We start from the raw sequence: 25,528 nt of genomic DNA on the forward strand, positions 1-25,528 counted from the left end.
GCTAATAAGAATGAATAATAAATTAGCTGGGTTTTTGGGGATTATTTTTATAATAGGTATCGTATTTAGCTTTTTCTTTTCAACCTATGTCAGGATAGATTTAACTTCCAACGGATACTATACGTGCTATAAATCATCTATTTTTGCACCAAATGAATATGTTATTTCAAAAGAGATGTGTAAATAGTACATCTCTTTTGATGATACAAACTACTTAACCATCTCACTATTAATGCTATAACTTGAAGTATTTGCCATTAAATGACTTCTTGATATGGATTCGTATTTCATTTGAATTCGTTGATACGGCATAGATTCATTATCTTTTATTGAATCAGGGAATATATCTGGAATTTCAATCAATAAAACACCTGTCAACTTGATCTCATAATACTTTTCAAGTTGCCCCTTTTGGCTTGTTCGATAGAAAATAAATTTTGCTTCTAGAACTTCGTTACTATCCAAAGCTACTGAAAGTAAAGGAGATGATTTATCAATAGGCTTAGTAAATACAATGGGTTTATATGAAGCGTTCTGCTCACGAAAAGAACCACTATTTAGGCCGATCACTTGAATTTCATCTTCGTGACCAATTTGAAAGCGATTACCGATTGAGTCCTGGAGATGAACACCCTGCCGAAATCAAACCTTGATTTTTACCTGTTTTGTATTACATGTAGGTGGCAAGTAAAAATAGCCGGGGAGTATAGATAACTGCATGATTTTAATAGCTAAAGGAAGCCAATCCTCATGTATTCAAAGTATGGCGAGCATGCAAACATTAACGAAGCGAAGGTATACTCATAAGAAGGTTGATGTGGGTTGAGTTAAGTTGACATGCATTGACTGAAAAGTAGGGAAAAGCCTTGCAAACACTGGATTTTAGATACAAAAAAACGTTAGTTGACGTCTATTGATGTTCTTATGGTGCGAAGGCCGGACTCGATTTTTATATACAATACATTGTTTTTGTTTGATATAAATTAATAGAAAAATTTTTGTATACTTAAATGTATACTCACTATCTAATCGGAGTCTATTCCGTTAGGTAATAAATTATGGAATAGACTCGTTGCTGACCATACCTATTACTTTTATCAAACCTCAAAAATACACAAATCAAAAAAATCCCTATTCATTAAGTTGATTGACAAGGTTGATTACTGCATCAAGCCACAAGGTATCATTATGTGTTCTAGTTTGACCATCAACTGTAATAATATGGATTAAATGATTATATTCATGAGAAATACGCATTTTACTTCTTAACTTCCGCTTTTGCTCTTCTGCTGTTCCATCTGTATTTAGCGTAATAATAATTAACCTACGACCTTTATTTTCGACTAGCTCTCTAAAAAGCCCATTAATATGACTATCATCTTTGTTAAAACCAAATCCGACTACAACGACTGCATCAGAATCAGCATATTTGTCAAATAATGTCACATATCTACGTGACATTTCAACCGACGTTAAAGGCTTTAATCCACTTTGAGTTAAAATAAATGGTACATGAATTTGTTCCTGATCTAAATCTTCTAATCGACAAGTAATAACTGAGTTTTTATACGGGTTATAATAATCATTAATACTTCCATTAAGATGAATAATTTCTGGTAAATTGACAGATAAATGACTAAAAATTCCAGCAAGTAAACTATTGTAATTCGCTGTTCCAACAGCGGTTAGATCTATACCATTGTTCGCTCTAGCAAGATCATGATAATAACCTTGCTCAGGAAGAGACTCTATCGATGGTGCTTGTGAACTAATATAATCACGGGCTATTTTAAGGAAAATAACCATCCTTGTAAATTTAGCCCATTCCGTTGCTGGAGAGAATAAATAACGAAAATGGTCATCAATTAGTTTTTGGTAATCTAATACTGTAGTAAAAATATTTTCTAATACTTTTTGGGCTATAGCGCAAAGCAAAGTTAGAGCAGTGCTATCATCGTTTGTTTCAAAAACTCTATCCTCTTCTAAAAGTAACTCAAGAGCTGTTGAACCAATTCTGCTGAACTCTATACGAAACATTCCAACAATATCATCAAAAATAGGTAAGTCATCGGGCGCTTCTTCAAAAAGTTCTTGATTGAGACGTTGCACTAAAGCTTGTCCATGCGCACCAACTAATAATTGCATAAATGCTGACGCATATCTTTTTAAATCATCATTCTGATTTGATGCCCTAACAACATCAAGCATGGCTGAATAATATTCCGAGTCAAATAAACGGACATCCCTAGATAACAACTCATTAAGACGTATCGCATGAGTATATAATCTTTCACCAAACCCCGAATCTAGCGCATCAGTAAATTTCTGTTCTAATTGTGATTTATCAATACCTAATTGAGTAATCGCTGCATCACACTCCTGATCAAATTGATTTAATCTACGGATGATCTCTGTACGTTTATACTCGATTGAAGATTCAATCAAACTAGTAAATTCATTTCGCCCAAAGGCATAAATGCTCTTACCTGCATATTCAGAAGGCAACCAATCACTTGCATAAGCAGAACGAGAATCTAGAGCTCTTAGTTGCTCACGTAACTCTATTTTATATTTGCTTGGATCTTGCCTAAAAATATCTATTGCGAATCGCCCCCCACTAGGAAGCCCATATCCTATTTCTGCACCAGCACCAAAAAAAAATCCTAATTCCACTCAGACTCTCCTTATAAAATTTAAAAAATCAAGGTAGCCATAATTATAGACAGAAATCATTTATAAATGATGAAGCTACCTAATTAACAAGTTATAGCATTAATATTGTGGTTAATTATTGTACACTAAATGGGATTGTTATAATGTAAATAATTGCACATCTTTTCTGTCATCACCCACAATGCCTTATTCAATTTAATATCGCCATCAATGCCATTCACTGAACGAGTGCGAGCACGTTTACCTTTAGCGTTCCGACCAGACAATCCTCCCTTGATTAAATTCTCCTGCAAGCGTTGGTACACAGTCCACAGATCATCTTTCTTATCCTCCCAACGACGAGGTTGTAATACTTGTTCTTCGGTAATCGGTTGATGCTCCTCACCAAAGCGATAAGTTAAAGCCGCTTGTGCCAAAGCTTGTTGTGCTGGTGGGGGTAATATCAAGCTTTGCATTTCTTCGCGTTTATCTGCGATGGCATCGAAGGTGCCTAATACTTCATAAGCCCCTTCAATGACTTTATTCACCACATCGCCCTTGTGCGGTACTCTCACTTCACCAAACGTGTCACCGCAAACGAGGCCATTACAGCAAATGGCTCTAAAGAAGCCGGGTAACATTTGATAGCTACTGGAGCCATCATGGCTATTGAGTAAGATGATTTCCGGCACTTGGCTACCTGTAATTTGATCATGGCGTCTGAGTCGTAACATGTGCTTTGTATGTTCTCGACGACTGGTATCACGTACACGAGTCTGACAAGCAAAGAACGGGTAGAAGCCTTCTTTTTGAAGGCTATCCAATAAAGTAATGGTTGGTATGTAAGTATAACGTTCACTTCTGGATTCGTGCTTTTCTTCAGAGAAAACACTCGGTACAGTACGGAGTAATTCTTCGATGGTTAACGGGCGCTCGCGACGAATGCTATTCGCCGCACCAAAGCGGGAAGCTAGACGAGTCATAATAAATTTCCTTGAAAATAAAGTAGATAGGTAAAACTGAGAGAGTGAATTAAGTAGGATTTAATCGATTAGATGAAAGATGGCTGAACTTTCAGTGTGTTGCGCTGCATAATCACGTAATTGATAAAAGCGTTCGACTAATAATTCACTCTCGATTTGAAATGACCATAAACTGTACATCATCAAGCACACAGCAATCCCTGCCGCTTCACAACTAACGTCCGCTTCATTGCCGTTATGAGGGTTAAATAATGTCAGTTTTTCTTGATTTAAATCGGGATAAATGAAAGCACCACCATTGGATAAGGTGCAATATTCCCAATACCCGCCGTGGTAGTCCTCACAAAACTGACCCATAGTAGTAAAAATCACCACTTCAAAGGTTGAAAAGCCTCTAATTGTGCCAAAATGGGTTTGCCAGAAATCCGTGCGTTGATGGTTGGGAACCGATGTCATTGCGATTGTGTCAGTATTCATAAAAATAACCTTGATATTATTGATATTGAAGGGAATAAAAAACGGCAGACTCAGCTGTCTGCCGTGTGTCTGTTGATATAACAAATGGCGTGTAAATCGAAGGGGCTAGTGTGCTTTAAAGAAGGTATTCAGCAGTTTATCCAGTGCACCACCAAGCAAATCAGCACAGGCCAATATTGTACCTAACCGTGCTGCCTGTATTTCTGCATCTGAATACTGTCCCGTTTGAGCCATTTTTTCGGCAATGGTTTGTTGTGCATATTTTGTCGCGTAGACTAGTGATACAACACTGGCGGTAGTTGCTATGAGTTTTAAAATTGACATGTTTTTCCTTAATGAAAAAAGCCAACCGTGAGGCTGGCTTAATGTGGATAAATGATTAATGACACGTTATTGTGGACCTGACCAACCGTCACTCTTTAAGCTCAAGAAGGAATCACATCGGGCTTCTCCCACTTTACAAATGCGGGTAGCAACAGACTTCGGGGGCCACTTTTGATTGCCGGTATATTCCAATCCGTTATTATCGGCACAGACAATTTTTAACCAATTTGCTGCTGCGCCTTGATTGTAATAAACACTGCTGACGCAGGTCATGGCGGTGGGGGCGGGTTTATCTTTGGTTTGTTGGTAAGAGCCATAAGGATAAAGCTCACCATGTGGATAAATGGGGTAGTAAGGGCGATTGGATTTATCATTTAACGCCTTTAACGTTTTGCCATAAGCCGGTGTGAGATAGTAGGTATAACGGTCGGGTTGTATTTCTCCACGTAACGGGACGGCCTGAGCAGCTGTACTGACGGCGAAGGTCAGTAACAAGCTGGATAATAGAGGATATTTTAGTTTACTTATCACCGAAGTAACTCCTTTTAGAATATATTGGAATGAGGTTGTTAATAAAGCAATGATTGACTCAGGGATGAAGCTTACATATGGTCAACACAGTCCTGATAATCGGTATCGGCGAGTGCCTCTGCGAGACCTTTTGCCGAGAAGGGCTCGGAATCAATGGGTAAGGATGTAAATTGTAAGATGTCGGTGTCTTTCGTTTGCTTAAGGGCATGGAATAAGGCTTTATCCGGTCCAACGGTATCTTCAAATGCGCTAGGAAAAAAATCGTACGCGGTATCGTTGATACGCAGTTGCATGCCTTGAACGAAATAATCAGAGCCCACAGGCTCCGTGAAATCCGGCGCTTTCAGTTGGACACGAAACGCTTTATTCGTGCAGGTTAACGTGAGGGTTTCACCTGCTTCATTTTGCGTGTTAAGCTCCCAAGCCATCGCGGTACTGCCATACCAATCCCCCCACTCTTCGTCTAAAATCAGACTGTGTGCGGCGGGTGATAAAAAGAGTAAGGCACTGGTGATAAAGGGCACTCCCCACTTAAGTGGGGAAAGGCGTGTTTTTAATGGCTGCGTCATCGTGTCTCCTTGATGGTTAAGTTTGATGGGGATGCAATATCCCTTTGATGTATTGAAAATGGGGTAAAGCCTGTATAAAAGCGCGCTCAGTCATGCGTTGTAATAAGGCAGTGTCGGGCTTAAAGTGCCGGGCACTGAGCTCCACATCACGCAGATGTAGCAACTCAACCGCATGAATAAGGCCATTCATCACGCCGCAGACATACCAATGCCCATTAAAATAGGTGAGCTTATACGGTGCAACCCAATGCGTGGTTTTTCCCCCAATCTCATAATGAATAAATCGGTTATCCAAAATAGCTTGTGTAATTAAAGCAAAGCCGCCGTACACGGACGGTAAGGCTTTGGGCGGTGCGTGATAGACCACATACGGGGAGCCTTGCGCATGCCGACTCAGTAATAACGACAGTAACTTGCGGTCAAGCACCGGAAAAAGCGGTGTAATATCCGTAATCTGGGCAAACTGCAAAATATCACTGTCAGTACGTAAGGCGGATTGTCCGCCTGCAAGGCGATAGCCTTCCTCCTGTTGTTCAATGTCCAAATAGACCAAACGTTCATGAAAATCCCGTTGTATGGTACGCAGGGACACATTAAATTCAGCCGCTAATACTCGGGGTGATAACGTTTCTCCTTTAAATAAATGGGTCAGGATATACGCCAGTCGATGAACTAATCGGTCATGGCGAGGTGACGGTTGTGCCATATTCGGTTTCCTACCAGCGATAACACAAAAGGGCTTAAGCGTGGGCTTAGGCCGGTGAAAGGGACTTTTGGCGCAAATACGCCACAATGATGCAAGCGGGTATCGTGACGCGGTACGCAGGACCGGCAATGTCGGCAATGAGCCATGCCGAGGTGAGAGTCAATCCAATCGGACCCGCTAAAAAGGATAAGGCACGATTAGCGACAAATATCGTCCCCCATGTCGCCACGCCGCCGAGTAGCTCGATGATGCTCATGGTAGCGACGGTAGCAATTTCGAGTGCCGCAAATCCGGAAGTGCGAACGGCAGCTTGTAAGGCTATCATGACCAATTGCGGTGTGGGATTGGTGAGATTCAGTTGTAAATCGTGGGAAAGAGTACGGAGCTCTTCTTCACTGAGTTTATCTAAACTTTTCTCCATCACCGTCATTAACAGGTTCATTTCCAGCGTTTCAATGTCGCTTTTTGGGTTAAAGTTAACTTTCAGCTTTTTACAAACATCTAGCAGGATTTCGCGATATAACACACCTTTATTGCCGCGCACGGCACTGACTAAACTGTTGGCACCAAAGGTTTGTAGCTCAGCGCAAATATCTGTCCAATAACGCTGATGGTTAGGATAATAGAGTTGGTATTCTGGCTTGCGGGTTAAACGCTCACTCCAGCGTTTTTTGCCGTCTTTATGGTCATGCGTCAGAACGGAAACTAAAAGGCTTAAGTCGTCATTAGTACAGTTGGCAATAAAGGCTAAATCAGGGTCAATACGATATTTAGGCATAATGTTGATTCCAATGAATTAAGGAGCCAACAGCGTAACAAACCGACCGGACAGGGTATGTCGCGTAAAAAATTATTTTCAATGAAATTGATAAATAGTCAGGTCAAAGTATGTCATTATTAAAAACCGGGGACGTTATGAATCTTTATATTTAAAATTGATTGTCGTTATAAGAGTTTCATGAGGGTGATATAGAAGTAAAAAATAATGAAATAAAATGAGCGCTTACCAAAACTGACAATGAACTAGTCTACATAAAAAATAATAAGTTTTGCCTTCAAATTAATGAAAGCAAAAACTGAATTAAACTTGCATTTTAAATAACATTTTCATCTTGAAAAATTTCTTTATATTTACCCTCAATCAATGCTTCTATCATTTTATTTAAAGGTAACTCAAAATATTCAGCCATATCAACTAGCATATTTTTTTTATCTTTTTCTATATAACAACTTAATGCTGATTGATTTACTCTCTCCGATCTAAGCTTGTTTTGTAAATAGGCTTTTCTCATATTTTGTATTAAATATTTTTTTTGTAATAAGCTTGCCCCCCATAACAATAAAATAGCGATCAAAACTAAGTACCTTTCTTTTTTTATACTTTTGTAAGAAATGTCAAAAATAGACTGTAATTGACTCAAGGTACAAAATGAGTTGATCGCGTAATCAGGATTGTCATTCGCTTTTGAAAGGTAACCCCAAACCCAGTCCATAGTGGTTTCTTCTTTTTCAAAAATCCAACGTGGAATATTAACAAATCTTAATTGTTGATTATATTCATTTATCCATTGATTAATAAAGAAAAGTTTAACACTACGTGTAATTTGATAAGAATCATATATAAAATTTATAATAGAGGCGTTTTTTTCTTTACTTGATGTTGACATCTGTATTGCAGATATTAAATTAGAACTTAATTTTATCCCATTAAAGTTATAATCTATTAAGATAATTCTCGCCCAAATATAATGTACAAATCTAATATCTTTATTTAACCAGTTTATCTCTTCTTCAGATATGAATTCATCTTTTGATTTATTATAAACAGATTCAAGCTTTTCTATTGTTACGTTTGAGAATGATTTATAGCCAACTAATTTTTTAAACTCATTAAGATAATACTCTTTATTTTGCTCGACATTTATGATTGGAGAGTAAGGAATCTCATGAAATAATTTAACATCATTTATCAAGTTATTAGTGAAAAACTTAATAAAATTAGAACTCGATTCACTTTTTAATTTTGAATAAAACTCTTTCATTGCATTATTTTCTTCCATTTCATTACCCTTTATTAAATTTAAACATGAAAAATAATACAATCTTGTCGTACTCCTGTCTACCTCTCGACTCAGTTACGAATGTTTATTATCCACTTAATGACTATACATTGAGACAAATCATTTCTTTCTATCTAACTGATAAATAACATTTATAGCACTTAAACATTGAGCTTAGTACTTTGTTAATCCAAACAAATTATTCTATAGATATTTTATATGGGTTATGTATCTAATCCGTTGAAAATTATTTTTTAGCCAAACGTCGAGCATTTGAAAAACTGAGAAATTTCTAACAATTGACACTAACCCCCATTAGATTGATGACCTAAATTTTGAATACATAACCAAAACATGGCTCAAAGAGAAAGCATCTACCTTATTAAAATTAATATTTTTACGAATATTGATTAGACATTCCAAGGTAACTTCAGAGTAAGAAAATTATAAAAACTTAAAGTTAAAGCACCTTATCCATGAAAATATTTAAAGTGATGACATTCAATCATGTTGGTATGGTAATATATATATTTAATATATTAATAGTGTAATGAGTTTAATCACTCTACATAGTCTTTATGTGGAGTGATTAAATGAATAGTTATAGAGTATTATATCGATAGTCATACTTTAGCAATAATAGGTTTGATAATCCCCTATATTTATTGATTAATGAAAATAAAATGTAATTAAATACATATCAACCATCTTATATGAAACACTAATTACCGTTAAATATAAGAGGTTAGATGATGTCGAATTATACTTGTAATTCTTATTACCAACAAAGAATTAGTTACATGATCAATAAATCACTCAGTGAGTTTAAACGATTATCTGTTTTTAGAATTGATTTACGATTTCCTTATAACGACATTGATTACAAGAATGATCCCAAAGTGATTACTCGCTTTTTTGAATCATTAAAAAGAAGGATCATGGTTGACGTTAAAAATAAAAGCCATTTATGGGGACGGAATCTAAGGGTTAATGTAAATTATGTTTGGGTAAGAGAAGTAGGACCGATTAATCAGAAAACACATTACCATGTTGCCTTATTATTAAATAAAGATATCTACCATGGCGTTGGCTATTATCATCAAGATAATAATCTCGCAGCATTAATTATTAATGCTTGGGACAGTGCGCTAGGATTATTTAATAACCCTCAGAAAGGATTAGTGCAATTTTCCAGTTGTCACTACTTAGAACAAGAAAAAATTGGTTTTGAACAAGCCTATATCAATACCATGCAAGCATTAAGTTATCTTGCTAAAGATTACAGCAAACCTTATCACGATAGATTTCGTTGTTTTGGATGCAGCCAATAAGTAATTATTTACATATCTGGGATATGATTTGAGAAGTCATATCCCGATAATTATCTCGATATCACTTCTGCCTTTCCATTTCAAAGACAGGAGCTTCTAAATGAATAATATGAAAGTATCTTTACTAAATGACAAATTCGTTGATATGAAATTTATTACCGGCTTAACTGGATTAACGGACAAATGGTTTTATAAACAGATTCAAGATGGTGAGTTTCCAAAACCGATTAAATTAGGGCGCAGCTCTCGTTGGTTAAAGAGTGAAGTCGAGAATTGGCTACAAGCACGCATTGCCGAATCCAGATCTTAAACATCACATCATTACCCTTTATCCGCTGATAACACCAACATCATTTAACCCCCAGGAAATCTCACTATGAAAAAGTATCATGATCGCCATGAGGTATTGCTAAGCCATTACCAGAGCTGGCTGGATGGCTTTACCAAACTAGCTGTTTTCCAGGGAATCATCCCTTAATCAAGAATAGCCACCAGCTGATGGTGGTTGGTATACGCTTTCCTGACACCAACAACACACTCGCTACCGCTCCTGAATATCTGTATCGCTTAATACATAATAAAACTCTCCCTGATACATTATTGATACAACCTGATATAGAGCCTAGAGGTTGATATAGCTAGGCATAAAAACAACTCCAGCTGTTTATCGTGTATGGATAATCATCCCTGCAACCAGTAATATAGGTGTCTGAATTGAGCGAAGTACTGTTGATCCTACTAATTACTTTACCATCAGCACTGATGATGGTAAGAACTCCATAATGAGCAAGAGGCACTTAATGAAATCGTATTCTTTGAAAACCAGGATACTATCTGTAGACCCACAACACTGAAATGTCATCATACAGTCGAAAAATTAAAGTACTATTTCGTAAACTAGGATTTGAAGTAATCATTTCGTGATGATTTTTCAGGATATGCAAAACACTAATGCTTCAGAAATAACCTAATAATGATTATCATTAATTGTCCATCACTTAAATAAGATAGCCATAATTGGGATTTCTGTCCGATAAAGTTCAAGTTAAGTTCCTTCTATTAGAATTAAATATAAAAACACCATCATGTTATGCAGTAGTTTTTAATTTAATCAATGTGTTAATACTCACGGAAATAGCATGGTTTTAGATGTACACTCCCTTTCATTTATGCAACAAAAGCTAAATTTAGGTGATATTCTATGGATGGAATCGTACTAACATCTAAAGTCAACTATTTAAAACTCGGTATTTACAATGCAAAACATCAATATCTTTATTAAAGAAAATGTCAGCCAAATTGCTCTGAAAGGCCTCTATATTGCGCCTGATATCCCAGAAAAAAAACTGAATAACGCTGCAAGATCAATGAACCTACAAGATACCATTGGCTCTGTCATAGCTTTACTCGATACTACAGTATTCGGCAGTGGTAAAGATGGCTTGGCATTTACTGGCGAAAAAATGGTCTACAAACCTGTATTTGAATCACCTATAGTTATAAACTTCAGTGAGTTAGAAAAAGCAGAGTATATCCGTAATGTAACAACTAACGATAAAGGTAAAGAAAAAGTTATCGAGTACACCATAATCACTCGAAAAGACGGTTCCTCTTTTAAAGTTGAAAATATTAGCGAATGTAATATTGAAAAATTGTCTGAGTTTTTAAATATCATAAGCAGTCAATTTGACACTTTTGAAGAAGAAGACCAGTTAATTACATTATCCGAGATGCCAGAAGAGCTTAAAGTCACTTACTTAAAAGTTATAGTGAACATGGCATATTCTAATGATGGCGAGCTAGATAAAGATGAATTTGCTCAAATTCTATTGCTCATGACTCGCTTAGAGCTCAGTTCCGAATCACGTTTCGCACTGAGAGAATACAGCACAACTGGCAAGCTAGAAAATTTAGAGTCATTAATACAAACTATCGATAAAACTTGCATTCCAAGTCACAATAAACTTGTTAAAATTTCGCTCGTTAAAGATTTGTTCAGCGTATTCATGAGCGTCAATAATGGTCAATATGACAACTTTACATTCTTTAATGACAATTATGACCTATTTAATGTCAGTGATGATGAAGTTAAACTAATCATAGATGCGCTCAAGCTAGATTTTAAAATGCTAAATGATGACTTTAGCGATGATGCATTGACTCGTGGAATGAAAGAGCTTGGTGCAAAAGCTGGGGCCGTGGGTGTACCTCTGGCCGCTGTTTACCTTTCAGGCTCAGTTGTAGGTATGTCAGCTGCGGGGTTAACATCGGGTCTTGCCACCTTGGGTTTAGGTGGTGTACTAGGATTTTCTAGTATGGCAACTGGTATTGGAGTTGCAGTCTTACTAGGAGTTGGTGCTTACAAAGGCATTAAACATCTAACTGGAGCAAATGAGCTTGATAAAACGAAACGCAGAGAGTTAATGCTCAACGAAGTTATTAAGCAAACACAAGCAACTATTTCCTACTTAATGGAAGATATCAACTTCATCACTACCAAATTAAGTGAAGCTATTCTTTCTTATAATGTTCAAGATGAAAAAGTAAAACAGCTTTTACAAAAAGTTAAACTGTTAACCTCAGCAGGCAATGTTCTTACACAAAAAAGTGACTCAACTCAAAGTAAGTGTTTTAAACTGAAGTGTCCGGCTGAGCTTAATCACGAAAAACTTCAATCGCTTACTCGCGATGCAACTAAACAACAAATTTATACTTTGATTATGTCGTTCTATGAAGAAAAAACTATTGAACGTGAAAATGGTGGTGAAACTGTAAACGTATTAGTATTAAAACAAGATATCTCGACTATTGATATGGAAAAACTCTCCAAAGTATTTGAAGCCATTGGTTATTTTAAAGCCACCGATGTAATTAAAGGAAAACTGTCAGGGATATTTTCATAGTGATTAAACGAGACAAACATGTTTCAGCCATGCTGGTGCAAAAGCACCAGCTGGATCAATCAGAAAACAAACTAAGTGAGCTAGATAATGCACTGAATGCTTTACTACAAAACCAAGAAACCAATAATGATATTCTTGATCAAGCGCTAGCTGATTTAGATATAATGCTAGTTACTCAAGATATTAACCCCTTCTTGGCTGAAAACATAGATATCACTCAAGATTTACTCAACTTAGAGAATTCAATCGCTCATTTACAGACTAAGCTGGCTATTACTCCAATAGCACTACTTGACACTCTCGATTTCAATCAGGATATGAGCTGGGTACAATATCAGCAGTCAATTGAACAATATGCTTTTAATAATGATGTCAATTTAAATGCTGACCCCTTCACTACGCTGATGTCCCCCATTCAGCGAATAGAACTCGAAAAACGTATCAAAGAAGAATTTACCATCAAAAATGCACAATGCGATAAATATGACTATCTCATTGCTGGTACATGTGGTGTCATCGGTGGATTGATCGATGTATTCTTCGTTGGTATGCCAGGAGACGGGGCACTCACTAAAATCTCAGATAGTGCAGTTGACTCCGCAGTCGAAAAATTTGCCTCTGCATGTGGTTGGTCTGGAGCTAAAGATGGTGTCAATTCAACCAAGAGTGCGATTGGTTATTTAGAAAATAACTTCAAAGTTAACTATGACCAAGCAACTACATATGGCCCAAATGGAACTGATGGAGAAGTTAAAAACCTTTCGCCTAAAAATCACCATTTAAAGAGTTTAGGACATTCTCCCGATCTTATTGGACTATTTTTCTCTATATTAAATCAATTTACAGACACCTCCACTTTCATTTCAAACGGCCAGATAATTACGATTGATACTGAAACCCATGAGCTAAAGGGTGGTAATTTTATAGCAAAAGTTTTTTCTGGTTTTGCTAACTGGTTAGGGCATCTATTTTCTGATATGGCAGGCTCCTCTGGAGCATCTGGGCGAGGTGCTGGTATACCAATACCATTCTACAACTTACTATTATTACTGGATGTCGGTGAATTTGGTAAACATAGGCAATCTTTTGCTACCGTCGCCACACAAGTTTTCGAAAAAGGTTACGATTTCAGACACGGCATTGCCATGGCTATACCCGTTTTGATTACAGAACTCTTAACCCGTCTAATGTGGACAAGCAAGCAGCGTTTTTATCATGGAAAACCGTGGAAAGAATGCATTCCTTCTACTAGCAATCCAGAGCTACGGCGGATGCTCTTAGTTGCTCATGGCTCGCTTTGCCTAATTGATACTGGCGATGCGGCACTGAGATCAGGTGGTGATATGATTCAATTTCTTCTTAGAACCAATCTAATTGGTTGGGCTAGATTTGGTACACTAGCATTAAAAGAAATATATGCTTGGCACAATGCCGGACACATTGATGCAGCAGCTGTTGATAAGTATTTAGATTCTGAATTAAAAAAATTAATGATTAATTAGCTTCTTATTACCAAATGGTAATACAGAAATATATCTAATACTGTTTTTTAAAGAGACGTTATGGGTCGAGATAGTGGAACATAAAATATGTTGCCCTTCCTGTGAAGAAATAAGTAGATGTCGAGCATTCCTGTATCGTCTATTACTTATGATCCTAGAGATAGGCATCAGCAAAAATATTTTATCAAACATAAAGACATTCAGTTCGTTCCATGAGGTCGAGAGTACCTTGATTGTGGTTTTGAATTTATAACCTATGAGATTGATAAAAGTTTTATTGATGAGCTTTTACATATGCGAAATTGTGTATCTGCTACTAATGAAAAAGCTGAGAAATATGACAATGCAATGCAATGCAATGCAATGCAATGCAATGCAAACAACAATAGACTTGCTTTCGGATATAAAAACCTTTTAACTCTGGAAGTCCGCTCTGCTATTGCTGGTTACCTGCTTCGTCAATGGAATGTAGATTGTAGCACTAATGTGGAACTAAATGGGGCTGAGTATCAACTCAGGTTAGAAAATACGAATATTCTTCAAGGATGTTCGAGCGCTTCTGTTGCACCAGGCTTTAAAGACACGTAGTAAAGGAGATCTGTAACCTTGGAAACAATCACAGTCGAAAATGAGCTAAGAGATGTAATTAGTAGGATCATTTGCCAAGTTAATCTTGCTACTAAGCAAGGTAGGCTAGATGTAAATCTTTCTCTTGAAGATGCATTAATACCTGTATTAAAAGAAGTATTTAATCTCCCTAGATTAGTTAACCTTAATTCAAAACAAAAAAATTTCCCAGGAATAGACTTAGGTGATGAATATGACCGTATAGCTTTTCAAGTTACTTCAACATCTGGAATAGATAAAGTTAAGAAAACCTTAAGTGTATTTCTTGAACATGGATTTGAAAATAATTTCGATGAACTATTTATTCTTATCCTCAGTGAGAAACAAAATTCCTATTCTCAAGAAGCAATCGATAAAATAGTTCAAGGTAGATTCGAATTTAGCACAAAAAACCAAATTATAGACCTATCAGATGTTTTATCTAAAACAACCTCTTTGCGCCTTCCAGCCCAAAAAAGGGTTTTACATGAGTTAAAGTTAATACTTGGTGATATAGATGGCTACCTTCAATACACCGACGTTAAAGCTCCTGAGCAAAAAATAATTACCACAAACCTTGCAAAAATAACATTTCCTGATGAGGTATTTATTTCAGAAGTCAACATTAACTTCGAAGAAGTCCTAGAACGAGCTAGACAGGAGCTAAATTTCAACAAGTGGCGTTATAATAAAAAAACATTGATTAAGTTAGCTATGGTTTTAAATGGTTCCTTATCAAATCGATGGGTTTTTCATGAAGGAAAATTATTTTCATTTGTAAATCCCGAGTTTGACCCTTCATTAAAACAGCTAATTGATGTTAATAACATTGAATCGTTGCAAACAAAAGAACTATTGGAATCCGAATTTGAGGAATATAGAAGTATAATCAAAGAATTACTAAAAAACACTTTTAGAGATGAGCTTGCTGACTTGAATATAAATTTTAATTCATCAGAAAACTGTTTTTACTTTTTACCTGAACATGAAGAAGACGAATTTAGAAAAATCGAATGGATTGGTAAGAAAAAAGCAACAAGAACAGTGTTTGAAAAAAAGATGAACTCGAAAAATCCAGAAAAAATTCTTTATTTTAAACACATCAGCTTCAGTTTATCATTCATCGATATTGGTTATGATTGGTATTGCTTAATAATTCCTAGCTGGCTATATACCTATAATCGTTATAAAAAATCGTTAGGACATGACAAATTTTTGTCCAAACAAAAACAACTAGAGACATCAGGAACAGTAAGAAACATTACACGATTTATAGCTTTTTTTCTAAGTTCAGAACTTAATAAAAAGAGTTCTTCTTTAGCAATATCACAACTAGAAATACTCGAATGTGAATATCCAGATTTTGAAACAGATGAAGAAATGGAGGATAGTTCTGATGAAAGTTAAGGTACTAGCTGAACCAACTCTTGAATTTGGTAAAGGGACTCATATATGTCCAAGATCTGGAATTGAAAGGCTTGGAGTATATGATAAAAAAGATGAGTTTAGGAAATCAGAGCTACGATTAGGTATTGTTGGGCGAGGTGAAGGTGTAGATAAATTAGATATTTGGTTAGAAAAATGTAGAGCAGGAATACTCCCAAAAGAATCTAATCTTGCAAACTTATTTAAAGGCTTTGGTGGCTTCGCAGACTCTCATGGCTTTCATTCAAAGTTACTTTCTTCACCTGCCTATACAAGATCCATACAAAAATCCAGTTTGAATAAAATTGCATCAATTATAAAAAGAGAGGATAGAGTTAATGCTGCTGTTGAGCTGTTTTATGATCAGATTAGGTTTTTAACTGAAAATCGAGCTGTCGATGTAATAGTTTGTGTTATTCCTGATGATTTGTTTGAATCAGTAACAAAAAATACAGGAAAAAGTACTGATGATAACGCTCAACTAGAAGTTTATATGGAACATAATTTTAGAAGGATGATAAAAGCAAAAACAATGCATTTAGGTGTACCTTTACAGCTTGTTATTGAAAATACAATTGACGACTCCAAGGCATCTCGAGGTCAACAGGATGATGCAACTAAAGCTTGGAACTTCAGCACTGCTTTGTATTATAAAGGAAACCGTACTGTTCCTTGGAGACTAGTTGAGAATACTTATAAACCTAGGTCATGCTATGTAGGTATTGGCTTTTATAAAAGTAGGGATGGTGAAACTATTTCAACAAGTTTGGCACAAGTATTTGATGAATTTGGCCATGGCGTAATTTTACGAGGTAGTCCAGTTGCATTAGATAAAACAGATCGGCGTCCTTATATGTCAAAAGAGCAAGCTTTCGAGTTGTTAAGTAGTGCTTTATCAGAATATGACAAAGCATTAATGCAAATGCCTGCAAGAGTTGTAATTCATAAATCAAGTCAATTTAGAGTTTGTGAAATTGAAGGTTTTAATGAAGCTCTCGATGCAAAATTAATTCGCTCTCGAGATTATGTATCGATTACCGAATCAGATATAAGACTATTTAGTGAAACTAATTACCCACCAAAACGAGGAACTTTGCTATCTATCTCAGAGTCCGAAGGTTTGCTTTACACTAGAGGATTTGTTGATTTCTACAAAACTTACCCCGGTATGTATATTCCTAGTCCACTAAGAGTTATTGCTCATGAAAATGATTCATCGTTAGAAGAACTATGTGAAGAAATACTTGGTTTGACAAAAATGAATTGGAATAACACTCAACTTGATGGCCGACTACCAATTACAATCGAATGTGCAAAGAAAGTTGGTGAAATTATGAAATATGTAGATAAAAATGAGAAACCACAAGTAAGTTATAGCTTTTACATGTAACCTAATTTTGCGATGCTGTTTTTTTTGAATACTTTCATTATCTAAATTACTATCGTAAGAGATAGTGAATTAATTTTAATTACTCATATTACAATATTGCTCTTACTTTACTCAATGTTAAAAAACGTATTATTAGTATACTAGCGACTTAGCTAGAGTGTTTGTTTATATTCTAGAAATACTATCGATTAGGAAATAAAAATGCCGTGGACTAATGAGCATATACAATGGCTCCATGATACTGGAGGTGTGCTGACTTTAGAATGTGGTCGGGAAGCAAAGGTTTTTCGCTTTAATCATGATGTTAATGACCAACGAAAAATGACAGCATGGGCCAAGCATTTTAGAAATCACTATTGTAATGATGCTCAAATCGATCTGCTCAAGGCTCCAGGGCAGACCCGCGCAGATTATCTACTCTCTATGAAATTTCCGAGTGCTACTATTGCACCTGGGCCCAGTATTCGAGCTGGAGATTTCGCAGAAATTCTAGTCGCTGATTACTTAACTTACCTACATAACTACTTCGTTCCTAGAACACGTTATGATCGAAAAGGTGTACCTAACGAATCCACAAAAGGATCTGATGTGCTAGCTTTTAAGCAAGTGGAAAGAGATCCAAATAATGATGAGTTATTAGTGTATGAAGTGAAGGCTAAACTGAGCGCTGGTCCGAAATCAATGCTTCAAGAAGCTATAGATCATTCAGCGAAAGATCACCTGCGCTTAGCTGAGTCACTTCATGGAATAAAGCAACGAATGATCGACCGAAACGATTTAACTGGCATAGGTACAATAAATAGGTTTCAAGATTCAGTTAATCGTCCTTATAAGTTGAAATTCGGAGCAGCAGCCATTTGCTCTGATAGTGCATATGATGCCGCAGTACTTTCTGGTGCTAGCACAACAAACCATCCTTATGCACAAGATCTAGAACTTCTGGCAATTCAAGGAAATGAGCTAATGACTCTTGCTCATACGCTGTTCGAGAGGGCCGCTAATGAGGTTTGAGAATCAATCATCGAAACTACTCTCAATCACTAAAGCAAAAGCTAAAATGTACGAATTTAGCTTAGATGAAGAGCATCATATACATTTGACTGAGTCTCCTAGTAAGTTGTTATTAATGACAATAGGCATATTAGGTGATTTATGTCGTGAAGAACTCTCCTCAGAAAGGAATGTTACTCTTTATGAACAAAGAAGAGGTGAAATTCGAAATGTTGCTAAGTATTTCGATGCTCTTATTGGTTCAAAATTACAAACAGAGTATGACTATTACCTTTGCTTGTTGGGAGCTGCATCATATTACCTTGCAGATATGCTGGGGAGTTCTGCCGTCTTGTCCAATAAACTAGATGAATTGAAAGTTGATTTGACCGAGTCGGGGATAGAAGTGTTATTAGAGTGGTTACTGAAAGACAGATTTCATGAGCCTTTAACACTTGTCAAAGAGACGCCTTTGACTCAGTTAATGTTAGAATTGTCAATATCTATTAAGGCTTACTTTGATATCAATCTGGATACCTCAATTAGCGTGCTAGAGGCTTCGAGAAATATTCGGAAATACTGTCACGCTATAGGGTCTGATAGAGAGCTTTTGTTAGCAGATATCCTTACTTCAGTAATCGCCCGTAAGATAAAAAACTCATCATTGAATCTACTTCCTATCTATACAGGCTTACCTTTAGAGAGATGGCTTCCTATTTTAGCTAAAGCAACCTTTATCAGAGAGTTTTGGCCGGCACAGAGACTACTTGGAGATGCAGACGTTTTTATCGGTAGATCTGCCGTTGTTCAGCTCCCTACTAGTGCAGGCAAAACTAAATCAGCAGAATTAATTATCCGTTCGTCTTTCTTATCAGGAAGGGCTTCTGTTGCGGTAATTATTGCGCCTTTTCGTTCTCTATGTAGAGAAATTAGCTCATCTTTATCAGCTGCGTTTACTGATGAAGATGTTCTGGTTAATCAGCTCAATGATATTCCGCAACTAGATGATTTTGAAAATGAATTATTATCACACTTATTTGAACAAAAGGTGGAGAGTAGTACTACCCCAACCATTATTGTTGCTACACCTGAAAAGCTTGTCTACCTATTACGACATAAACCTAAGTTAGCAGAAGTAATATCTTTGGTCATTTATGACGAAGGACATCAGTTCGATACAGGAAGTAGAGGTGTTACCTATGAGTTACTTCTAACAAGTTTGAAACGAGAGTTGCGTAAAGATACACAGCATGTTTTGATTTCTGCTGTTTTACCAAACGCTCAAACTATAGGCGACTGGTTGTATGCAGGAAATGGAACGGTAGTTAACGGATCTGAATATTTATCTACTGAACGAAGTATTGCATTTGCTAGTTGGAGAATGGGACGTGGTCAGTTCCACTACGTAGACCCCTTTAACATTAATGTCGAAGAATTCTTTGTACCGCGAGTTATGGAATCACTCAAAATCCCCAAGAAGAAAAGCGAAAAAGTACAAAAATTATTTCCGCCAAAGGATGACAAATCACTAGTCGCTGCATACTTAGGACTTAAACTTTCAGAAAATGGGCCAGTTGCAGTTTTCTGTGGGCAAAAAAACTCCGTTATAAAAATTTGTAGAGAAATTATTAAACCATTAGATCGTATCGATCAACTTGAAGCGCCAATAGTGTATAGCGATCAAACTGAAATCAAGAAAATTGCTAGATTGTCTGAGTTACACTTGGGAATCGATGCAGTTGTCACAAAAGCGATAGAGCGTGGAGTTCTTCCTCACAGTGCAAGTATACCTAATGGGCTTAGAATATCAGTTGAACATGCAATGGAGAATGGTCTGGGGCGTTGCGTGATATGCACATCAACCTTAGCACAAGGTGTTAACCTACCGATCAAATATCTTGTTGTATCTGGCGTTTTTCAAGGAGAAAAACTAATATCCACCCGAGACTTTCACAATCTATTAGGGCGAGCAGGTAGGGCAGGAAAACATACAGAAGGAAGTATCATATTTTCTGATACAGAATTATTTGATCTACGCCGCTCATCTAAACGGTGGCAATGGTCTCAAATGAATAATCTGTTAGACCCATCAAACACTGAGAGTTGTTTAAGTAGTCTTCTGAGTATTATACAACCGCTATTTGATAAGAATTACTCCATTGATCCTATGGAGTTTCTTAAGTCACCTTATAATTATGAAGAAAGATGTGTTGAATTAGCTAGAAGGGGAGAAAATGTTACAGAGTTACTTAAACAGATGCAACAAAGGATTAAATATTTAGAAAGCCTTGAAAGCTTCTTACTTGCTAATTTAAGTAGTGATGAAATGCTTGATGGCGAAGCTTTAACTGAACTTTATAATGGTACTCTTGCTTTCTGCCTCGCTAATGATGCGGAAAAAGAAAAGCTAGCCCAAGCGTTCAGAGTAGTTGCAGAGAAAGTTAAACAGGTTGAACCAGAAAAACGTACTTATTATGGAAAGGCACTACTAGGTATCCAAAAATTAGACTATCTAGAGCAATGGCTGAGAGAAAATATTATAACTTTAGATGAAGAATCTGATGTATTAGGTGTACTAGAATTTCTGTGGCCTGTTATAGAACATATTGGTATGGATAATAGTTTAGGTAAGTTGATAGGTGAAAATGCAGGACTATCTATTGCCAAACAATGGTGCTCTGGTGTTCCTTATAATGAAATATTATTACAAGCAAATAAAAATGGTTTCAAATATAGAGCTGGTAGTCAGCATCGCAACTTAAAAATCGAAAATATCATTAATATTTGTGACAATAGTCTTGGTTACGAGGCCATGCTTATAGTTGGTGCATGTGCTGATTTATTTGAAAATTTCCTTGAAAATACAGCTATTGCCGAATCTATTAGGAAATTACAGATGTTTTTACGTATAGGGTTAAATGATAGTCTTGCTACAGAGCTATATACGCTCGGACTTGCTGACAGAGTGGTTGCATCAGGCATCTCAGCTAGCCTTACTAGCTCCGGAGCTGAGTTAACAGAATATGGCAAGAAAATGGTACTAACTCATCGCCACATTATCGAGTCAGAATTACGTAAATATCCATCTGTGTTCTTTGATTCACTATATGGTAGAGATTAATATCATGGGTACTGTTGCAAAGTACTTAGTATACGGCAATAAATTGAACTCGAAAGCAAGTAGTTAATACAGTATGCTTTGTCGTCATTTCGCTGTGAGTGCAATTAATGAGGAGTTGACACTGTCAGTAAAAACAATCAGGTTACGTTTGACTTAATACAAGTAAATACTATTTAGATAGATAACCCTTTTAGTTATCTATCTAAAAAGGTTATCTATTATGAGACTATATCCTATATAAAAATATGTTTAACCGTTCAATTGTTACCAGTATTTTATCGACAAAATTTATCATTTTAGCTTAATTATTCACTCCAATATTATCTTCCAAACCCAAACGCCCCCACATGCCCTTCCCTATTCGCATCCAGGTAATCAGCCCACCACTGTACCATCAAGCGCCTTTCTTCAAGATGCTCTGCCTTATGAATATAAGCAGCCCTCACTGAATTACGCTCTTGGTGGCTCATCTGGCGTTCTACTGCATCCTTAGACCATAGCCCTGACTCAATCAACGAACTACACGCCATTGTTCTAAAACCATGCCCACAAACTTCCGTCTTAGTGTCATAGCCCATTACACGTAATGCATTGTTAACCGTGTTCTCACTCATTGGTTTTCTAGGGTTATGATCGCCGATAAAGATCAGTTCGTGATTCCCGCTGAATTGATAGATCTGTTTTAAGATCTCAATGGCTTGTCGGCTTAAAGGCACTAAATGAGGGGTACGCATTTTTGATCCACGATGTGAGTGTTTAACCCCTTCTATCGCTTCTCGTTCAGCGGGGATCGTCCACATGGCATTTTCAAAATCAATTTCTTCCCAACGAGCGAAGCGCAATTCACTGGAACGAATGAAGACTAACAAGGTAAGTTTGACTGCAAGTTTAGTTAAAGGTCTTCCCTTATAATCATCGATACGTTGTAAGAACTCGGGTAGACGTTTAAGCTCTAAAGCGGCTCTGTGGACTCGTTTACCAGTGGCAACTGCGCCAGCCATATCTTGCGCTGGATTATAGTCGATTAAACCGCTTTGTACGGCATAACGCATGATGGCTGTCACACGTTGTTGTAAACGTGCAGCCACCTCAAGACGTCCAGACATCTCTACGGCTTTAATCGGTTCGAGTAGATCGCGAGTTTTTAGTTCAGCAATATTACGTTTACCAATAGCAGTAAAGATATTGTCTTCAAGACTTTTTAATACTCGATGGCTATGGCCTTCTGACCACTTTTTATTGGTCGCGTGCCAATCGCGAGCTACCTTCTCAAAAGTATTAAATTCCTTTTGTTGTTCTTCCTTTAATTCTTTCTTGAGTTCACGAGGATCGATACCTAAAGCAACTTGCTTTCTAGCAGCATCCCTTCTTTCTCTTGCATCTGCTAAGGAAATTTCAGGGTATACGCCAAAGGCCATTAAATGTTGTTTGCCACCAAAGCGAAAACGGAAGCGCCAATATTTAGAGCCATTGGGGTGAATATAAAGAAACAAGCCATCACTGTCTGTCAGTGTATAAGCTTTCTCTTCAGGTTTAGCTGCACGAACTTTTGTATCGGTTAATGCCATATTCTTTGTCCTCTTCACCCCAGAGTGAGTATATAAACAAGATATCTCAGATTACTGTTAATGATTTCGAGCTGCATAACCAACTATGAGCCTACGCCACAGGCTGCACCTGCCTTGCTATAGCATCGGTAATTCGAGGTAAAATGAGTATACATTCATTATCGAAGCGATGTATATACTCAGTTATATACTCACACGGAGGTTGATGTGGGTTGAGTTAAGTTGACATGCATTGACTGAAAACGCGGGAAAAGCCTTGCAAACACTGGATTTTAGATACAAAAAAAGACGTCGATTGACGTCTCTTGATGTTCTTATGGTGCCGAAGGCCGGACTCGAACCGGCACACCCGAAGGCGGTTGATTTTGAATCAACTGCGTCTACCAATTCCGCCACTCCGGCACGAAGTGATGTATTCCTTGGAAAACGTGGCTATTATACTTGCCTTGTCTCGACTAGCAACATTTATCTTGATTATTCAGTTTGTTCGCTTAAAAAAAAAGCATGTACTTACATCGATTATGATTTTGTCTATGTATTCGTCATACTTCAAGTTGCAGCGTTGTTGACTACGTTCACTCATGCCAGTCACAGAGTTTTCTATGCGCCTAGCGATTCGTTCACTTGTCGCCTAGCTGTACCTCGGATTATTTAGAGTACATATCCCTCAAATACTTTAACCTTCCAATTAATACTTTTTGTTTATTTATCAGCCTAGTCGTATGTTACTTTAGTCAAATATTTGATTTAATTGTTCACCTCATCAAGGCTGCTGGCGACTTACAATAATTTTTGCTAGCGTATGTTCATTACGAAACGATTGAAGGGCTTAATACATGGGTTTTCTAGGGTGGATAGCGGTAGGACTGGTTATTGGGATCTTAATTGGCGCTTTGATGAAGGTTTTCTCGAAGAAAAAATAACGTAGATCCGTTGGATCATATGCAAAATTACACATCGGCTGGCTTCTAAACATGAAGAAATCATTTCTAAAAATTCTGTCAGTATCTGCGTTGTCTCTCGCATTAGCGGCCTGCTCAACAACGACTGAGAAACAACCTAAGTTTTTACAAGGCAACAACAATGATGCCGAATCTAGTGACTGGAAAGTGTTCGAAGGGGATCGAAGAACTTACGAGCGCGTTGCTAAGATTGTCGATTTGTATGCAAACCGTATTTTTAATGAAAGTGATGCCCGCGGTATGGCTATCATTGTTATTGATAATAACCAAGCATTGTCACGCTACTATGGTGAAACTGCGCCGGGAAATGGAAAAAAACCGGGGCCACATTCACTGGTTCGAATTGCTTCTATATCAAAATTAATGACCAGCGAAATTTTGATAAAGTTAGAGCAAGACAAAAAATTGTTGATTACCGATCCGTTGCAGCAATATAGCTACCATGGCGTAACTGTGCCCGATAACAATAGTGGACAACCTATCCGCTTATATCATTTAGCGAGTCATACAAGTGGCCTTCCAAGAGAACAGCCTGGTGGAAAATGGGGTCGACCTGTGTTTATTTGGCCTACACAAGATAACCGCTGGACTTGGCTAAAAAATGGTAAGCTTGATGCTACACCGGGTACAGAAGCGTCATACTCCAACCTTGCTTACGATCTTCTTGCTGATGCTATGATTAAAGCATCGGGGTTGTCTTATCCACAGTTATTTCATCGCTATGTCACTTCACCGGCCAAAATGACAGAAACAACCTACACCCCGAATGCATCACAATGCTCCCGTTTAATGATAGGGGCTAAACCAAGTCCGTGTCATAACACGCTAGCAGCAGCTGGAAGTGGCGGTGTGTATTCAACGCCCGCTGATATGCAAAAGTGGATGCAGCAATTTTTATCAACGGATAAAAACCTCAGAAAAGCCACCGCTGCACGCGAGCAAGGTATTTATTTCCCAAGAGAAAAATTGATTGATGTAAAAGGAATGGATGTTGCTGGTAACGCTGATGGATTAGGACTTGGCTGGGTTTATATGAAACCACAAAACGGTCGTCCGGGCATTTATCAAAAGACCGGTGGCGGCGGTGGCTTTAATAGCTATATGGCGATGATCCCCCAGCAAAATATTGGTGTTTTTGTGGTAATGACGCGTAAAGATAGCAGTAAATTTAGTAAACTGACTATTGGAGTGAACGACATGGTTGCCGCATTATCCGCTAACCATGCATATGGAAAACATTGAAGGAGTACCACCAACGCAGTTAATGCACTGGTGAGCTACACCCCAACCCTAACCCGTGGCTTTGTTCGCGCACTCACATTATTCTCTATAGCTGCCTGATAAATTCAGGCAGTTTTCTAGAAGTTAACTGCTTTTTATGCAATTTTTTAGTTATCCCACCCGCTATGCTTAGTGCCTATTGTTTAA

At 37.3% G+C, this 25,528-nt stretch carries 22 protein-coding genes, 1 tRNA gene and 1 pseudogene; 11 read left to right on the forward strand and 13 right to left on the reverse strand.

From position 1 onward, the window contains the following. Positions 1-10 precede the first annotated feature (10 nt). A complete protein-coding gene (locus tag M1E96_RS18565) occupies positions 11-187 on the forward strand; it encodes a DUF1240 domain-containing protein (RefSeq protein WP_369113887.1) in 177 nt (58 codons plus the stop codon). Positions 188-210: 23 nt separating this feature from the next. Here the strand turns inward: M1E96_RS18565 and tssD are convergent. From tssD to M1E96_RS18615, 10 genes and pseudogenes are all read right to left on the reverse strand, one after another. Next, positions 211-646, reverse strand: a pseudogene (gene tssD, locus M1E96_RS18570) (type VI secretion system tube protein TssD). A 485-nt stretch (positions 647-1,131) separates the two neighbouring features. Next, the gene (locus M1E96_RS18575; protein WP_259695360.1) at positions 1,132-2,673 is read right to left on the reverse strand and encodes a hypothetical protein; all 1,542 of its coding nucleotides are present in this window, start codon (positions 2,671-2,673) and stop codon (positions 1,132-1,134) included. A gap of 125 nt (positions 2,674-2,798) precedes the next feature. After that, entirely contained in the window at positions 2,799-3,635 is an 837-nt protein-coding gene (locus M1E96_RS18580; RefSeq protein WP_259695361.1) for a DUF932 domain-containing protein, read from the reverse strand. A 60-nt stretch (positions 3,636-3,695) separates the two neighbouring features. Further along, positions 3,696-4,112 (reverse strand): antirestriction protein, encoded by a 417-nt coding sequence (locus tag M1E96_RS18585; RefSeq protein ID WP_259695362.1) that lies wholly within the window; start codon positions 4,110-4,112, stop codon positions 3,696-3,698. Positions 4,113-4,217: 105 nt separating this feature from the next. Then, positions 4,218-4,436, reverse strand: coding sequence for a hypothetical protein (locus tag M1E96_RS18590; protein ID WP_210834138.1), 219 nt, complete (start codon positions 4,434-4,436; stop codon positions 4,218-4,220). A gap of 66 nt (positions 4,437-4,502) precedes the next feature. Further along, positions 4,503-4,967 (reverse strand): hypothetical protein, encoded by a 465-nt coding sequence (locus M1E96_RS18595; RefSeq protein WP_210834137.1) that lies wholly within the window; start codon positions 4,965-4,967, stop codon positions 4,503-4,505. 71 nt (positions 4,968-5,038) lie between these two features. Further along, complete coding sequence (locus tag M1E96_RS18600; protein ID WP_241544511.1) at positions 5,039-5,536, reverse strand: hypothetical protein; 498 nt, start codon at positions 5,534-5,536, stop codon at positions 5,039-5,041. A 16-nt stretch (positions 5,537-5,552) separates the two neighbouring features. Continuing rightward, complete coding sequence (locus tag M1E96_RS18605) at positions 5,553-6,242, reverse strand: YafY family protein (protein ID WP_241544512.1); 690 nt, start codon at positions 6,240-6,242, stop codon at positions 5,553-5,555. Positions 6,243-6,288: 46 nt separating this feature from the next. Then, a complete protein-coding gene (locus M1E96_RS18610) occupies positions 6,289-7,020 on the reverse strand; it encodes a DUF3944 domain-containing protein (protein ID WP_259695363.1) in 732 nt (243 codons plus the stop codon). A gap of 316 nt (positions 7,021-7,336) precedes the next feature. Then, entirely contained in the window at positions 7,337-8,302 is a 966-nt protein-coding gene (locus M1E96_RS18615) for a hypothetical protein (RefSeq protein WP_181480440.1), read from the reverse strand. Between the two features lie 800 nt (positions 8,303-9,102). Between M1E96_RS18615 and M1E96_RS18620 the strand changes: the two genes are divergently transcribed. The 9 genes from M1E96_RS18620 (at position 9,103) to M1E96_RS18660 (ending at position 21,570) form a co-directional block, all read left to right on the forward strand. Further along, positions 9,103-9,633: an inovirus Gp2 family protein gene (locus M1E96_RS18620; RefSeq protein WP_210833815.1), complete on the forward strand. Its 531-nt coding sequence runs from the start codon at positions 9,103-9,105 to the stop codon at positions 9,631-9,633. A gap of 100 nt (positions 9,634-9,733) precedes the next feature. Further along, positions 9,734-9,943, forward strand: a complete 210-nt coding sequence (locus tag M1E96_RS18625) for an AlpA family transcriptional regulator (RefSeq protein ID WP_259695364.1) — start codon at positions 9,734-9,736, stop codon at positions 9,941-9,943. 946 nt (positions 9,944-10,889) lie between these two features. Continuing rightward, on the forward strand, positions 10,890-12,536 hold the full coding sequence (locus tag M1E96_RS18630; RefSeq protein ID WP_210833813.1) for a hypothetical protein: 1,647 nt from the start codon (positions 10,890-10,892) through the stop codon (positions 12,534-12,536). Beyond that, the gene (locus tag M1E96_RS18635; protein WP_210833812.1) at positions 12,536-14,038 is read left to right on the forward strand and encodes a hypothetical protein; all 1,503 of its coding nucleotides are present in this window, start codon (positions 12,536-12,538) and stop codon (positions 14,036-14,038) included. The genes M1E96_RS18630 and M1E96_RS18635 overlap by 1 nt, the downstream gene beginning before the upstream one ends. A 294-nt stretch (positions 14,039-14,332) precedes the next feature. Next, on the forward strand, positions 14,333-14,626 hold the full coding sequence (locus tag M1E96_RS18640; RefSeq protein WP_369427279.1) for a hypothetical protein: 294 nt from the start codon (positions 14,333-14,335) through the stop codon (positions 14,624-14,626). Between the two features lie 18 nt (positions 14,627-14,644). Then, the gene (locus M1E96_RS18645) at positions 14,645-16,051 is read left to right on the forward strand and encodes an SMEK domain-containing protein (protein ID WP_259695365.1); all 1,407 of its coding nucleotides are present in this window, start codon (positions 14,645-14,647) and stop codon (positions 16,049-16,051) included. Beyond that, positions 16,041-17,459, forward strand: coding sequence for a hypothetical protein (locus M1E96_RS18650; protein WP_036958753.1), 1,419 nt, complete (start codon positions 16,041-16,043; stop codon positions 17,457-17,459). The genes M1E96_RS18645 and M1E96_RS18650 overlap by 11 nt, the downstream gene beginning before the upstream one ends. Positions 17,460-17,660: 201 nt before the next feature. After that, positions 17,661-18,470, forward strand: a complete 810-nt coding sequence (locus M1E96_RS18655) for a Hachiman antiphage defense system protein HamA (protein WP_210833809.1) — start codon at positions 17,661-17,663, stop codon at positions 18,468-18,470. Beyond that, positions 18,460-21,570, forward strand: a complete 3,111-nt coding sequence (locus M1E96_RS18660) for a DEAD/DEAH box helicase (RefSeq protein ID WP_259695366.1) — start codon at positions 18,460-18,462, stop codon at positions 21,568-21,570. Before M1E96_RS18655 ends, M1E96_RS18660 begins: the two co-directional genes overlap by 11 nt. A 320-nt stretch (positions 21,571-21,890) precedes the next feature. Here M1E96_RS18660 and M1E96_RS18665 read toward each other — a convergent pair whose 3' ends face one another. From M1E96_RS18665 to M1E96_RS18675, 3 genes are all read right to left on the reverse strand, one after another. Beyond that, complete coding sequence (locus M1E96_RS18665) at positions 21,891-23,138, reverse strand: integrase arm-type DNA-binding domain-containing protein (protein WP_210833805.1); 1,248 nt, start codon at positions 23,136-23,138, stop codon at positions 21,891-21,893. A gap of 317 nt (positions 23,139-23,455) precedes the next feature. Continuing rightward, positions 23,456-23,540: transfer RNA gene (locus M1E96_RS18670), tRNA-Leu, on the reverse strand. 427 nt (positions 23,541-23,967) lie between these two features. Further along, positions 23,968-24,096, reverse strand: a complete 129-nt coding sequence (locus M1E96_RS18675) for a hypothetical protein (RefSeq protein ID WP_369427280.1) — start codon at positions 24,094-24,096, stop codon at positions 23,968-23,970. A gap of 16 nt (positions 24,097-24,112) precedes the next feature. Between M1E96_RS18675 and ampH the strand changes: the two genes are divergently transcribed. Next, positions 24,113-25,342 (forward strand): D-alanyl-D-alanine-carboxypeptidase/endopeptidase AmpH, encoded by a 1,230-nt coding sequence (ampH, locus tag M1E96_RS18680; protein WP_319067271.1) that lies wholly within the window; start codon positions 24,113-24,115, stop codon positions 25,340-25,342. The last annotated feature ends 186 nt before the right edge of the window (positions 25,343-25,528 follow it).

It is taken from the genome of Providencia sp. PROV236 (assembly GCF_033676985.1).
GTDB classification, from domain to species: domain Bacteria; phylum Pseudomonadota; class Gammaproteobacteria; order Enterobacterales; family Enterobacteriaceae; genus Providencia; species Providencia manganoxydans.

Coding starts and splice junctions, on each gene's coding strand:
- M1E96_RS18620 (WP_210833815.1), top strand. CDS start 9,103: ATGATCAATAAATCACTCAGTGAGTTTAAACGATTATCTGTTTTTAGA.
- M1E96_RS18665 (WP_210833805.1), bottom strand. CDS start 23,138: ATGGCATTAACCGATACAAAAGTTCGTGCAGCTAAACCTGAAGAGAAA.
- M1E96_RS18655 (WP_210833809.1), top strand. CDS start 17,661: ATGCCGTGGACTAATGAGCATATACAATGGCTCCATGATACTGGAGGT.
- M1E96_RS18625 (WP_259695364.1), top strand. CDS start 9,734: ATGAATAATATGAAAGTATCTTTACTAAATGACAAATTCGTTGATATG.
- M1E96_RS18565 (WP_369113887.1), top strand. CDS start 11: ATGAATAATAAATTAGCTGGGTTTTTGGGGATTATTTTTATAATAGGT.
- M1E96_RS18590 (WP_210834138.1), bottom strand. CDS start 4,436: ATGTCAATTTTAAAACTCATAGCAACTACCGCCAGTGTTGTATCACTA.
- M1E96_RS18615 (WP_181480440.1), bottom strand. CDS start 8,302: ATGGAAGAAAATAATGCAATGAAAGAGTTTTATTCAAAATTAAAAAGT.
- M1E96_RS18650 (WP_036958753.1), top strand. CDS start 16,041: ATGAAAGTTAAGGTACTAGCTGAACCAACTCTTGAATTTGGTAAAGGG.
- M1E96_RS18600 (WP_241544511.1), bottom strand. CDS start 5,536: ATGACGCAGCCATTAAAAACACGCCTTTCCCCACTTAAGTGGGGAGTG.
- M1E96_RS18610 (WP_259695363.1), bottom strand. CDS start 7,020: ATGCCTAAATATCGTATTGACCCTGATTTAGCCTTTATTGCCAACTGT.
- M1E96_RS18605 (WP_241544512.1), bottom strand. CDS start 6,242: ATGGCACAACCGTCACCTCGCCATGACCGATTAGTTCATCGACTGGCG.
- M1E96_RS18585 (WP_259695362.1), bottom strand. CDS start 4,112: ATGAATACTGACACAATCGCAATGACATCGGTTCCCAACCATCAACGC.
- M1E96_RS18640 (WP_369427279.1), top strand. CDS start 14,333: ATGCGAAATTGTGTATCTGCTACTAATGAAAAAGCTGAGAAATATGAC.
- M1E96_RS18660 (WP_259695366.1), top strand. CDS start 18,460: ATGAGGTTTGAGAATCAATCATCGAAACTACTCTCAATCACTAAAGCA.
- M1E96_RS18580 (WP_259695361.1), bottom strand. CDS start 3,635: ATGACTCGTCTAGCTTCCCGCTTTGGTGCGGCGAATAGCATTCGTCGC.
- M1E96_RS18630 (WP_210833813.1), top strand. CDS start 10,890: ATGCAAAACATCAATATCTTTATTAAAGAAAATGTCAGCCAAATTGCT.
- ampH (WP_319067271.1), top strand. CDS start 24,113: ATGAAGAAATCATTTCTAAAAATTCTGTCAGTATCTGCGTTGTCTCTC.
- M1E96_RS18675 (WP_369427280.1), bottom strand. CDS start 24,096: ATGTGTAATTTTGCATATGATCCAACGGATCTACGTTATTTTTTCTTC.